The organism is Corallococcus sp. M7 (genome assembly GCF_054512695.1).
In genome coordinates this window covers 477,427-489,405 of the sequence record NZ_CM137252.1, presented here as the reverse complement: position 1 = coordinate 489,405, position 11,979 = coordinate 477,427, and the positions used below count along the sequence as shown (strand labels likewise).

The 11,979-nt window shown below is 71.0% G+C and carries 10 protein-coding genes; 4 read left to right on the top strand and 6 right to left on the bottom strand.

The window, feature by feature from the left end; translation table 11 throughout:
* Positions 1–49: 49 nt before the first annotated feature.
* On the top strand, positions 50–340 hold the full coding sequence (locus tag ACX114_RS02035) for a hypothetical protein (protein ID WP_459294156.1): 291 nt from the start codon (positions 50–52) through the stop codon (positions 338–340).
* 372 nt (positions 341–712) lie between these two features.
* Here ACX114_RS02035 and ACX114_RS02030 read toward each other — a convergent pair whose 3' ends face one another.
* Positions 713–1,870, bottom strand: a complete 1,158-nt coding sequence (locus ACX114_RS02030; protein WP_459294154.1) for an AAA family ATPase — start codon at positions 1,868–1,870, stop codon at positions 713–715.
* Between the two features lie 45 nt (positions 1,871–1,915).
* Between ACX114_RS02030 and ACX114_RS02025 the strand changes: the two genes are divergently transcribed.
* From ACX114_RS02025 to ACX114_RS02015, 3 genes are all read left to right on the top strand, one after another.
* Positions 1,916–2,536: a hypothetical protein gene (locus ACX114_RS02025; RefSeq protein ID WP_459294152.1), complete on the top strand. Its 621-nt coding sequence runs from the start codon at positions 1,916–1,918 to the stop codon at positions 2,534–2,536.
* 20 nt (positions 2,537–2,556) lie between these two features.
* The gene (locus ACX114_RS02020; RefSeq protein ID WP_459294150.1) at positions 2,557–3,270 is read left to right on the top strand and encodes a YqiA/YcfP family alpha/beta fold hydrolase; all 714 of its coding nucleotides are present in this window, start codon (positions 2,557–2,559) and stop codon (positions 3,268–3,270) included.
* A 62-nt stretch (positions 3,271–3,332) separates the two neighbouring features.
* Positions 3,333–4,046: an esterase family protein gene (locus ACX114_RS02015; protein WP_459294149.1), complete on the top strand. Its 714-nt coding sequence runs from the start codon at positions 3,333–3,335 to the stop codon at positions 4,044–4,046.
* Between the two features lie 97 nt (positions 4,047–4,143).
* Here the strand turns inward: ACX114_RS02015 and ACX114_RS02010 are convergent, their stop codons facing one another.
* The 5 genes from ACX114_RS02010 to ACX114_RS01990 form a co-directional block, all read right to left on the bottom strand.
* Positions 4,144–4,785, bottom strand: a complete 642-nt coding sequence (locus ACX114_RS02010; RefSeq protein WP_459294147.1) for a LysM peptidoglycan-binding domain-containing protein — start codon at positions 4,783–4,785, stop codon at positions 4,144–4,146.
* Between the two features lie 103 nt (positions 4,786–4,888).
* On the bottom strand, positions 4,889–6,295 hold the full coding sequence (locus ACX114_RS02005; protein WP_459294145.1) for an MATE family efflux transporter: 1,407 nt from the start codon (positions 6,293–6,295) through the stop codon (positions 4,889–4,891).
* Between the two features lie 79 nt (positions 6,296–6,374).
* Positions 6,375–8,510 (bottom strand): beta-propeller domain-containing protein, encoded by a 2,136-nt coding sequence (locus ACX114_RS02000; protein ID WP_459294143.1) that lies wholly within the window; start codon positions 8,508–8,510, stop codon positions 6,375–6,377.
* A gap of 126 nt (positions 8,511–8,636) precedes the next feature.
* Positions 8,637–9,809 (bottom strand): TIGR02266 family protein, encoded by a 1,173-nt coding sequence (locus ACX114_RS01995; protein ID WP_459294141.1) that lies wholly within the window; start codon positions 9,807–9,809, stop codon positions 8,637–8,639.
* A 93-nt stretch (positions 9,810–9,902) separates the two neighbouring features.
* Positions 9,903–11,729, bottom strand: coding sequence for an Hsp70 family protein (locus tag ACX114_RS01990; RefSeq protein WP_459294139.1), 1,827 nt, complete (start codon positions 11,727–11,729; stop codon positions 9,903–9,905).
* Between the last annotated feature and the right edge of the window lie 250 nt (positions 11,730–11,979).

Sequence of the window (11,979 nt, the reverse complement as noted above, 5' to 3'; positions counted from 1 at the left end):
ACCGTGGAGTAGGGACTGGGCTTCACCCGCTTTGCCCAGAGGCCCATCCATGGCAGTGCCGATTCCAAGTCTCTACATCGAGAACGTGATCCGTGAAATCGCGCTATCCCGCCGCCAGTTCGACACCCACGATGTCATCAAGCGGCTCATGGCCCGCTACCCCGCTCGATACAAAATAGCTCTCGCGGCATGCGGCACGAAGCGGAACCCCCTGCACTCGCTCCATACCCAGTTGGGCCGAGCAATCGCCGAGATCTGCCAGCGCTTGGGCTATCACCCTCGGCAATCGCGCAGCAAGGACATCCACGACAGGAACAGCCGCTGCCTGAGTTGGTCCTGAGATGCAACCGCCCGGTGGCGCCTTGAGCGCCACTGGGGATTGCACAGAGCAACCTACGACCTCGCCGCGCCTCGCCTGGATGCACAATGGTCCACGCAGGCCCCTCCAGCCGCTCTGCGTGAGGCACTAGACGCGAGGCTGCTCTCGCTCACGACCTTCTGCGAACAAGCCACGGGAAGCCCTGACGCGGAGCGATTCCGAGCCGCGGCGCTCCAGGTACCAGCGCTCGCGGACAACGCGATCCGGACTCCCTCCGATAGCATTTCAGGCACGGACTGGATGCACCGGTCCCGTCAGTGCCTGGAGGCCCTCGGGTTCCATGCGCCTCCCGAAGGATGGGACGCCATCGAGGGCTGGCCTGGATGACTCACGTCACGCCGCGCGAATGCTCGCCTCTTCCAGCACCGCCGCCACCGCGCCACGCAACGCACGCAGCGTCTCCGGCAGCGCTTCCGGCGCGAAGCCCGCGTCCATCTCGCGCGCCACGCCTTCCAGCTTGAGCCGCCACGCGGCCACGGCCTCCACGTCCCCATCCACGGGCCGCGACTCCAGCAACACCTGCCCCGCCTGCGCGATGCGCTGGGCCCGGGCCAGCGGCCCCGCGCTCGCCTCCAGCGCCGCGGCCGGCAGCGCCAGGTTCTCCGACGCGGACAGCACGTCACGCAGCACGTCGCGCGCCAGCGCCTGCGCCTCCTTCGTGGGCACCGCGTAGACCAGCGGCCACAGGTCCGCCACGCCCGGCGTCGTCCGCCCCGCCAGCGCCGCGGCGGCGGCCACCAGCCGCTGCACCTTCACCGCGCGCCGGTCCGACAGCGCGATGCCCGCCGCCCGCAGCGTCCGCAGCGCCTGCGCCAGGTGCGGCCTCACCGGTCCCAGGTCCGCGCGCCTCGCCGCCTGCGCCACCACGTCCAGGGATTGGAGCGATGCCACTCGCGGCGCCGCGTCCGCCCACAGCGACGCGCCTCCCTCCAGCAGCTCCTCCAACCGAGGATCCGGCACCGGCTCCACGAAGATGCGCGCGAGGAACCGGTCCGCGAACGCGGCCAGCGCGTCGTCCTCCGGCAGCGCGTTGGACGCGCCCACGCACACCCGCAGCGGACACTGCATGCGCGTGTGGCCACGCCGGAACGTCCGCTCGTTGAGCAGGCCCAGCAGCGTGTTGAGGATGGCGGTGGAGCCCAGGAACACCTCGTCCAGGAAGGCCACCTCCGCCTCCGGCAACATGCCCGCCGTCTCCGTCTCCACCAGCCCCTCGCGCAGCTTGCGCAGGTCCACCGGCCCGAAGATTTCAGACGGCTCCGTGAAGCGCCCCAGCAGGTACTCGAAGTACGAACCGCCCAGACCACGCGCCGTCCTGCGCACCGCCTCGCTCTTCGCCGTCCCCGGCGGGCCCACCACGAGCAGGTGCTCGCCCGCCACCGCCGACAGCGCCACCAGCTCCACCATCGCCTCGCGCTCGACCAGCCCCCGGCTCGCGTCGGTGAGCGCGTCGCGGACCTCGGCCGCCGCGACCTCGAAAGATACGGACATGCCCACAAGCCTAGCCTCGCCCCCGGTCCGGCATACAGTGGCGGCATGGATACGAAGTGGAAGTGGCTGACCCTGGCCGGCGTCCTGGGCGCGGGGCCAGCGGTCGCGGACGGGTGGCATGGCTATGCCTCCCTGGGCGCGGGCATCACCCTGGATCATTTCAGCGACTGGCGCGCCAAGGGCCCCGCACTCCAGGCCTGGCTCGGATTGGAAACGCCGCCCGGTCTGTCCCTGGGCGTCGTCTTCGAGACCACCCAGACCTGGGGCCAGCAGTTCGCGGAGGCCCAGAACCCGTCCGAGATGAGCCGCGTGCAACTGGACTACACGGCCGTGGGCCTGGAGGCCCGCCTGCGCTTCCTCGGAGACAAGCCGGTGACACCGTGGGTGGGTGCGCGCCTGGCCAAGAGCTGGTCGCAGCCCTTCACCCCGGACAGCCTGGGTCAGTTGCGCCGCGAGGACTTCGACGTCACCAGCATGGCCTTCCGCGTGGACCTGGACGGCTGGATTAGCGACCGGTGGGGCATCTCGCTCGCCACCGCCATCCAGTTCTGCGACGTGAAGTTCACCAAGGCCTCGGATGACACCAGCGCCAGCGCGGGCGTCAGCGTGAACATGTGCGCCAAACCGCTCCAGAGCATCGTCGCCGGACCCGTGCTGCGCTTCTAGCGCGGGTACAGTGCGCGCCCATGAACGCGCCGCCGCCCCCCACCTCCGGTCCCCGCTGGCTCTACCTGCACGGCTTCGCCTCCGGCCCTCTCTCCGCCAAGGGCGTCTGGCTGGACGCGTACTGGGCGAAGCAGGGCATCACCCTGGAGCGCCTCAACCTGCGCGTGCCGTCCCTGGAGCACCTGAGCCTGCACGCCATGCTGGACACCGTGCGGGACGCGCTGGGCGCCCCCAACGACCGCGCCGTCCTCATCGGCTCCAGCATGGGCGGGCTCGTCGCAGCGCGCACCGCGGAAGCCGACGCCCGCGTGGGCGCGCTGGTGCTGCTGGCCCCCGCCTTCCGCTTCGTGGAGCAGCTCCAGCGCCGCCTGGGCCCCAACAACTGGACGGAGTGGAAGCGCACGGGCTACCTGGAGACGGACGACCACGCGGAGAAGCGCCGCACACGCGTGCACCACGGCATCATGGAGGAGGCCGAGCTCATGGACGCGAAGCGCGGCCCCTGGCCCGACGTGCGCGTGCCCACCCTCATCATCCACGGCCGCCAGGACGACACCTGCGACGTGCGCTACTCGCGCGAATGGTCCAAAGGCAAACGCCACGTCCGCCTGGTGGAGGTGGACGACGGCCACGAGCTGACCGCCTCGTTGGAGCTCATCGCGAGGGAGGCGGATGCCTTTCTCACGCCCTGGAGAGGTGTGGAGCAAACGCGGCAGGTGTTCACTGGCGGCTGAGCCGAGCGCGTCCGTGTGGCCGCTTTGCTTGCGCCGCGAACGCGTTGGTTAATGTGGCGGCCATGAACCGCGAATACCACCGCTGGCACAGCCCGCGGCTGAACCGGGACATGGAAGTGCTGCTGTACGGGCACTCGGGCGAACCCGTCATCCTGGTGCCCACCAGCAAGGGCCGCTTCTTCCAGGCCGAGGACTTCGGCCTCATCGGCGCCATCGCGGACGGCATCGCCGCGGGGCGCTACGTCGTGGTGTGCGTGGACTCGGTGGATGAAGAGTCCTGGTACAACAAGGGCGTCGCCCCCGCCGTGCGCGTGGCCCGCCATGCCCAGTGGGAGGACTACCTGCTGCATGAGGTGGTGCCGCTCGCGAGGGGCCGCTCCACCGGAGGCCGCCTCACGCTCGCCGGGTGCAGCCTGGGCGGCTTCCACACGTACAACGTGGGCCTGCGCCACCCGGACGTCTTCCAGCGCCTCATCTCCATGGGCGGCAAGTTCGAGACGGAGGACTTCCTCGACGGCCACCACGACGAACAGGTGTACTTCCACACCGCGCCGCAGTGGCTGCCTGGCCTGCACGACACCGGGCGCCTGTCCGCCCTGCGCCGCGTGGAGATGACCCTGGCCGTGGGCGAGCACGACTTCTGCCGCCCCTCCAACGAGAACCTCTCCAAGGTCCTCTGGCAGAAGGACATCCGCAACGACCTGTCCATCTGGGACGGCGGCACCCACGACTGGCCCGTGTGGCGGCAGATGATCCGCCAGTACCTGCCGGCCTGAGCTCCGGGCTCCGAGCCTGGGACTCCGGACACGACAAAGCCTCCGGTCGGAAGGACCCGGAGGCTTTTCGTGATGCGCCATCGTGAGGAGCCGAGGGCTACTCGATGGGCATGAACACCTTGAAGCCCGAGCGGCCGCTGTTCGTGGTGTTGCGCTCGATGAAGTCGCTGGCGGACGAGTGGCCGTCGCCCAGCGTCACCGCCGTGTGGCCGTAGATGCTGCCCAGGCGCGTGGAGGTGCTCTCCCACGTGAGCACGAGGCCCGGAATCTTCAGCGCGTCCTCCAGGGACATGTCCACCTGGCGGAACTTGTCGCGCGGCAGGTTGTTGTCGATCTGGTTGCCGTTGCCCGACACGCCGAGGCCCATGGAGTTGCGGATGGCCCGGCTCACGCCCGTGGCGCACAGGCCCTGGCTGTTGTAGCCGCCCATGCCCATGGCCGCCGCGCGCGCCGCCTCCGCCAGCCGGCGCCCCGTGGCGGTCCCGCCGGTGGGGGCCGGGCCCGTCGGGCCGCCCACGTCCTGCCCACCGCCCACGCCGCTCCCACCCCGGACGCCCTGACGGCCACCGCCCGCGTCGAAGCTGTCACGGCCGGAGTGGCCGATGCGCAGCGTCCGACCCGAGATGATGAGGTCCGGGTTCGAGATGTTGTTGTCGCGCGCCAGCTTCTGCACGGAGGTGCCGAAACGAGCGGCCAGGCCAGAGAGGGTGTCGCCAGGGCGGATGCGGTAGTTGGACATGTAAGCTCCTGGGCCAATTGTCGGATCTTCCGGGTCCGTGTTGCGTCCGTTTCCCAGATTCTTGGAGTTTCCGTCCGAACTGAAAGTTTACAGCTACATCACCTCAACTCTCCAGGGGGCGGAGGGTGCCCGCGCTGACGCGCCAGAAGCGCCACAGCACGGCGGCGGCCACGGAGATGAGGCCCGCGCACAGGCCCCACCAGATGCCCAGCACGCCCATGCCCAGGTGGAAGCCCAGGAGCAGGGTCAGGGGCAGGCCCACGGCGTAGTGGCCCACGATGTTGGCCACGAAGGTGAAGCGCGTCTGGCCGGCGCCGCGCAGCACGCCCGCGCCCACGCCCTGCACGCCGTCGAAGATCTGGAAGATGGCGCTCACCATCAGCAGGGGCAGCAGGAGCGGCAGCACGTCCTCCGGAGCCCCGGCCAGCCTCGCCAGGCCCCGGGGGAAGAGCGCGAACACGAGCCCGCCGAGCGACATGACCACCGCGCCGAGGGCGAAGGCCATCAGCCCGCTCCGGCGGACCTGGGGCGTGTCGTGCGCGCCCACGGCCCAGCCCACGCGCACGCTGCCCGCGTTGCCAATGCCCAGCGCCATGGTGAAGGTGAGGCTGGCGAAGGAGATGGCGATCTGATGCGCGCCCACGCTCTCCGGCCCCAGCTTCGCGGACAGCACGCCCGCCAGCGCGAAGACGCCCACCTCCGCCGCGATGTGCAGGCCGATGGGCAGCCCCACGCGGAAGGCCCGCAGCTGATCCGCCTTCACCGGCCTGCGTGACGGCGTGCCCGGCACGGGGATGGCCTGCACCGCCCGCGCGACGATGAGCACCTCCATGGCCGTGCACAGCAGCGTGGACAGCGCCGCGCCCGCCGCGCCCATGGCCGGCACGTGCGTGAGCGGTCCCGCCCACGCGGGCAACGACCCGCCGCCGAAGACGAACAGCGGCACCAGCATCACGTTGACGATGTTGGCCAGCACGGCGGACACCACCAGGGGCCGGGGCGTCCCGATGGCCTGCAGGTACGCGCGCACCGTGAGGAAGATGAGCATCAGGGGCAGGCTGGGCGCGCGGAAGTGCAGGAAGGCGCGCACCTGGACGATCTGCTCCTCCGCCACGCCCACCCACGGCAGACCGGACGGCACGGTGATGAGCACCGCCCACAGCACCACGCCCACGAAGGCGGACAGCCACACGCCCTGCCAGAGCACGTCCCGCGCGCGGCGCGGGTTGCCGGCGCCAATGGCCTGGGACACCAGCGGGTCCACGCCCATCATCAGCCCCATGCCGAAGCTGCTGACGGCGAAGAAGAGGGCGTGGCTCAAGCCCACCGCCGCCAGGGCGGACGTGCCTGCCCGGCCGACGATGAAGGTGTCCGTCACGCTCATCAGCGACTGGCCCGCCTGCGCGATGCACAGGGGAATCGCCAGCCGCAGCAGGGCGCGCAGCTCCCCCTTGGCGCCTCGGGCCGGGGGGGAGGACGACACGGAGGTCTCGACGGCTTCGGGCGGCATGACGGGGCCTATAGGGAAGGGATCGCGCTGGTGCAAGCGACGCAATCCCCCACCCCGTCTGACCGCCCGCCCTCCTGCGTCAGGGCGCGCTGACCTGGAACGGCACCGTGACGAGCGGCGTCTGGAGGCTTTGCACCTTCGACACGCGCACCCCCGCGTTGCTGATGGCGTAGACGTAGTCATCCGCCATCACGCTGCGGCGCACGTCTGGCGTGTAGTAGTAGCTCCACTGAGGCAGGCCCGTGGTCGGGTACAGGTCCGACATGGGCAGCACCCCCACCGGGGAGATGCCCGCCGCCAGGTCCACGCGGAACACGCGCAGGTCGGTGCGGAAGCCGCTCCAGTAGTCTTCGTAGGACCCGTAGGACCGCGAGTAGTCCGTGAACGGGATGGCCACCAGCCCCTTGGCCGCGAAGTAGTTGAAGGCCTTGTGCTCGTAGATGGCCTCGCTCCAGCCGTAGGCCTCGCCCACCAGCTGCGTGGAGACCTCCTTCGGGTTCGCCATGTCGCCCACGTCGAAGAGGGACAGCTTCAGCGCGCGCGTCCCGCAGCAGCCGCCGTTCGGATCCGTGTGGATGCCCAGGGTCAGGAGGTGGTGGTCGCCCACCGGGTGCATGTACGTGGAGAAGCCGGGCACCTTCAGCTCGCCCACCTTGCGCGGGTTCGCCGGGTCGCTCAGGTCGAAGGTGAAGAGCGGATCCACCTGGAGGAAGGTGACCACGTAGCCGCGGTTGCCCACGAAGCGCGCGCTGAAGATGCGCTCGCCCTCGGCCAGGTCCTCGCTGCGGCCCAGCTCCTTCAGGTGCCCGTTCTTCAGGCCCAGCGTCGTCACGCGGCTGGCCGTCGTGGTGCGGCCCCACCACCAGTCGTCATGCTCCGGCTCCGGGATGCGGGTGGTGACCGTGGTGGCCATGCGCAGCACGCCCTCGTACTCGTCCAGGGCGAACTGGTTGATGGGCGTGCCTTCCACCGTGCCGGAGCCCGCGTACACCGCGCGGCCCGGCTGGCTCAGGTCGAACTTGTGCAGGTAGGTGAAGTCCTTCTGCCCCGGCAGCGGCCACCACCAGTAATGCGGGTGCGCCAGGTACAGCGACTCCTTGGACGCGTACACCGTGCCCGGCTCCGCCACCAGGCTGGTGCGCCCCGGCGCCGCCGTGCGCGCGTCCAGGTCCAGCGAGGCCACCGTCACGAAGCCCAGCGCGGACGGCGCGTTGCTCCGGTAGAAGTCACCGCAGGACGTGGGCAGCGCCGTCTCCACGCCCGCCGCGTCCACGTGCCGGCCCGCGGGCAGCCACTGGGCCAGCGTGTTCGCGCGGATGCGCTTCTCGTTCTGGTCGATGAGCGCGTCGATGGCCTTGGTGAGCTTGCCCTCGTCCTTGTAGAGGTCCTCCGAGTAGTCCACCCAGAACTTCACGTCCTCCGGCCAGCGGAACGCGTCCGCAAGCACCAGCCGCACGTTGCTGTCCACGCGGCGCGCCTGGTTGAAGACGCCGGGCAGGTAGACCTGATCCACCACCGTGGGGTGCTCCACGTCCGACACGTCCACCGTGGTCACCTTGGTGCTGTCGGCGTTGTAGTAGCCGCAGCCGAAGCCCTGGCAGGCCATGTCCACGGCGGGGACCATGCCTCCGCCCACGCCCCCGCCCTTCGCCGGGTTGCCCGGCAGCGACTGCGCCACCTGCGAGACGATGACCAGCCGGTTCTGCCCGTCGAGCAGCATCTCCCGGGGCCAGCCCTCCACCTCCAGCGTCGCCGCCAGCGTGAGCTGCTCCGCGGGCCACGAGCGGTGCGCGTACAGCCGGTTGCCCGACAGCACGAAGATGCGGGTGCCGTCGTTCTGCACGAAGTCCGACTCGTGCACGCCCTCCACCTGGTTGTTGGTGCCGGTGGAGTCCTTCGGTGCCTGGTTGCCGGAGCCGGACGTCACGCCGCCCCCCGCCGAGTCCTCCGCGGGCATGGGCCCGAAGACGATTCCGCCCCGCCGGCCGAAGCGGTCCCAGTACCCGGGCTTCTGCTGCTCCAGGCTCGCGCGCATCTGCTTCGTCGCGGTGTCCTCGATGTACCGCTCCAGCGCCGAGCAGTCGTTGAAGGTCTCCAGCTTCAGCGACTGCTGTACGGGCTCGTTGTCCAGCCCGTCCGGGGCCTTGCCCCCACCGTCACCGCACCCCACCGCCAGGAGCGTGAGCCCCACCGTTCCGAAAAGACTGAAGCGCATCCGTGAATCCTCCCTCGAAAGCCTCGTGGGGCTCGGCGCGTTGCCACGCCCATGCCAGGGGAGAATCCCGTCGCGTCTGTCCGTGATTGCGGGGGGTTGGGAAGCGTGCGGGGGCGACCGCCGCTCTCAGAAACCTGAGGCGCGCACCGGACCCGCGGTGGGAAAACCGAGGGACTGGGGCACGAAGCGCACGAAGCGCTGCTGCAGCTGCGCGTCCATGCCCTCCAGCTTCAAGCCCATGCCCGTCTGCGAGCGGAACGCGCTCCCCATCCCGGGCGGGTTGCACCACGCCACCACCGCCTGCGCCTCGCAGGGCGTGCGCTGGCCGGCCATCACCAGGCGCAGGGACAGCCGCGAGCCCTCGCGCGCGGGCGTGAGCGTGCGCACGAAGAGGCCCTGGGGGCTGGCGTCATGGCTGAAGCCGCTGAGCGTGGGGCCCCCCGGCGTGTTGAACTCCACCACGGTGAAGAAGGGCACCCGCTCCGCGGCCCTCAAGGGGACCGTGCCCGGCGACAGGCGCGCCAGCACCTTCGCCAGCAGCTCGTCCGCGCCCAGTTGCCGCTTGAGCAGCAGCGGCGCGCCGCTCAGCTCCTGCGCGCGGGCCAGCACGTCCGGCGCCTCCTCCACCCGCGACATCAGGACCAGCGGCTTGCGCGGGAACTGCTCGCGCAGGCGCGTGGCCAGCGACAGGGCCTCGCGCGGCAGCCGCGACACGTCCACCACGAAGCCGTCCAGCCGGTCGCCATGGGCCGTGGCCTGCGCCGCCGCGTCGTCCAGGTCCTTGGCGTAGAGCACGTGCAGCCCCTCGTGCTCCAGCGCTCCGCCCAGGAAGGTGTGCAGGAACCGGCCGCCCTCCACCAGCAGCACGCCCCGCCCGCGCGGAGGGCCCGTCCAGGCGCGCTCGCGCGACAGGCGCACCGCGGCCACCTTCGCCGCCAGCGCCTCCTGGCTCACCGGCTTGGGCAGGAAGTCGTCCGCGCCCGCGCGCCCGCAGTGCATGACCTCATGGGGCTCGTCCGCCGCGGTGAACATCACCACCGGGACGTTGCGCCCCGCCGGGTGCGCCTTGACCAGGCGGCAGGCCTCGTCGCCCTGGAGCTTCTCCAGGTGCAGGTCCATCAGGATGAGCGCAGGCGTCCGCTGCGCCAGCTCCGCCAGGCACGCATCCGCGCCCTCCAGCCCCACCGCGTCGCAGCCCATGCGCGACAGGTGCAGCCGCATCACGTCCCGCGCCGTCCGCGAGTCGTCCACCACGAAGACCAGATCTCTCGGGCGGGGAGAAAAGCCGGGGGTCGTCATGACTCCCGGAGATACGCGGACTCCGGGGAAGGCACCACGCACCCGGCGCCACAACGTGAGCTGGTGGACGGCTGTTCCGTGTGCCGCGGGACGTCAGCCGCGGGGCTCCGCGCGGCCGGACAGCAGCTTCGTGAGCTGACGGGCAATGAGGGCGCACTGCGCGGCGTCACCGGCGGCCAGCGCGTCCTTGCCGCCCACCAGCAGTTGCTGCACGGTGCCCACGGCGGACTCGGCCTCCGGGCTGGGGTTCTCCCGGGCGCTCTGCTGGAGCAGCCGGGCCAGCTTCTCCCCGCGCTCCAAGAGCTTGCGGAAGGTCTCCTCCGCCTTGCGCGCGTCCACCACGCCCTGCGCCTGCGCGTAGTGGGACTGCTCCTGGCCCAGCTTCTCCGCCTCACCCTGGGGCAGGCCGGCCCGGGCCTCCAGGCGCACCAGCTCCATGTTGCCGGAGGTCAGGTCGGTGGCCTGCACCGAGAGGATGCCCTCGCCGGACAGCTCGAAGACGACCTCCAGCGGCGTCTCCCCGCGGTTGGCGACGTGCAGGTTCTTGAGGACCACCTCGCCCAGCTTGTGGTTCTCGTCCTGGAACTCGCTCTCCCCCTGGTACACGGGGATGCGCGCCTCGGACTGGCCGGAGGTGCCCGGGAAGAAGATGTCGCGCGCCACCACGGGCACGCCCGTGTTCTTGGGGATGAGCCGCTTCACCCGGCCGCCCATCACGCCCACGCCCAGGCTCTGGCTGGCCACGTCCAACAGCAGCGCCTGGCCCGCCTGGCGGACCAGCTCGTCCGCCTGCACCGCGGCGCCCAGCGCCACGGCCTCGTCCGGGTGCACGTCCGTGGAGGGCGCGCGGCCGAAGAAGTCCGCCACCAGCCGGCGCACCAGCGGCACGCGGGTCATCCCGCCCACCAGCAGCACCACGTCCACCGAGCGCGGATCCATCCGCGCCTCCGCCATCACGCTCTTGCAGACCTCCAGGCAGCGGCGCGACAGCGGCTCGGAGAGCGTCTCGAAGAAGCTGCGCGTGAGCGCGGTGTTGATCTCCGTGAAGCGCTTCACGCCCGCCGTGTGGTCGCCCAGGCCGGACACGGAGATGGTGGCCTCCTCGGACTCGGTCAGCTCGCGCTTGGCCGCCTCCGCCGCCACCTTCAGGCGCCGCAGCGACTGCGCATCCTTGGAGACCGCCTCCTGATAGGGGTCCTCCACCTGCGCCAGCAGCCACTGGACGATGCGCTGATCAAAGTCCTCGCCGCCCAGCGCGTGGTCGCCGCCCGTGGCCTTCACCTCGAAGACGCCCGCCTTCACGTCCAGGATGGACACGTCGAAGGTGCCGCCGCCCAGGTCGAACACCAGCGCGCTGCCCTCGAAGCCTCGGGACAGGCCGTACGCCAGCGCCGCCGCGGTGGGCTCGTTGACCAGCCGCACCACCTCCAACCCGGCGATGGCCGCCGCTTCCCGCGTGGCCTGGCGCTGGTTGTCGTCGAAGTTCGCGGGGACGGTGATGACGCACTTGCGCACGTCGCGCCCGAAGTGCGCCTGCGCGTCCAGGCGCAGCTCGCCCAGGATGAAGGCGGACACCTGCGTCGCGGGCAGCACGCGGCCGGACAGCTTCACGCGCACGTCGCCGGTGGGGCCGGCCACCAGGGGATACGGCACCACCGCCTTCGCCTGCTGCACCAGCTCCGGCGTGTAGCGGCGTCCCAGAAAGCGCTTGGTGGCCCACACCACCGCGTCCGGGTGCTCCTCCCCCAGCGCCTGGGCCGGCTGCCCCACCAGGCGGTCGCCCGCCCGGGTGAGGCCCACCACCGAGGGCGTGAGGCGTCCTCCCGAGCGCGAGGGGATGAGGCGCGGACGGCCGTCTTCCACGGTCGCGACGACGCTGTTGGTGGTGCCCAGGTCGATGCCGATGACAGGTTCTTGCATGGCGAGGGTGGGGCCCACGCTACGGGTAAGCGCCCGCTTCCGCCAAGTCCTGTCGCACCCAGGCCGTCCGTTGCCGGGCGCCGGCCTGCCTCACGGGGCCCCCTCGGGCTCCAAGAACGGCCACCAGCACACACCTGGAGCGCCCACCTGGAGACGCTTCCCCGCCCGCTCCCTCCAGACCCCGGGAGGCCCCAAGCGGCCACGGCGATCCACGCATGGCGCCGGCATCATTGCCGCCAGGGACGCCCCA

What these genes read in the sequence shown, in the direction of transcription:
- ACX114_RS01990 (WP_459294139.1), bottom strand. Translation starts at nt 11,729, where the DNA reads ATGCAAGAACCTGTCATCGGCATCGACCTGGGCACCACCAACAGCGTC.
- ACX114_RS02000 (WP_459294143.1), bottom strand. Translation starts at nt 8,510, where the DNA reads ATGCGCTTCAGTCTTTTCGGAACGGTGGGGCTCACGCTCCTGGCGGTG.
- ACX114_RS02030 (WP_459294154.1), bottom strand. Translation starts at nt 1,870, where the DNA reads ATGTCCGTATCTTTCGAGGTCGCGGCGGCCGAGGTCCGCGACGCGCTC.
- ACX114_RS02010 (WP_459294147.1), bottom strand. Translation starts at nt 4,785, where the DNA reads ATGTCCAACTACCGCATCCGCCCTGGCGACACCCTCTCTGGCCTGGCC.
- ACX114_RS02035 (WP_459294156.1), top strand. Translation starts at nt 50, where the DNA reads ATGGCAGTGCCGATTCCAAGTCTCTACATCGAGAACGTGATCCGTGAA.
- ACX114_RS02020 (WP_459294150.1), top strand. Translation starts at nt 2,557, where the DNA reads ATGAACGCGCCGCCGCCCCCCACCTCCGGTCCCCGCTGGCTCTACCTG.
- ACX114_RS01995 (WP_459294141.1), bottom strand. Translation starts at nt 9,809, where the DNA reads ATGACGACCCCCGGCTTTTCTCCCCGCCCGAGAGATCTGGTCTTCGTG.
- ACX114_RS02005 (WP_459294145.1), bottom strand. Translation starts at nt 6,295, where the DNA reads ATGCCGCCCGAAGCCGTCGAGACCTCCGTGTCGTCCTCCCCCCCGGCC.
- ACX114_RS02025 (WP_459294152.1), top strand. Translation starts at nt 1,916, where the DNA reads ATGGATACGAAGTGGAAGTGGCTGACCCTGGCCGGCGTCCTGGGCGCG.
- ACX114_RS02015 (WP_459294149.1), top strand. Translation starts at nt 3,333, where the DNA reads ATGAACCGCGAATACCACCGCTGGCACAGCCCGCGGCTGAACCGGGAC.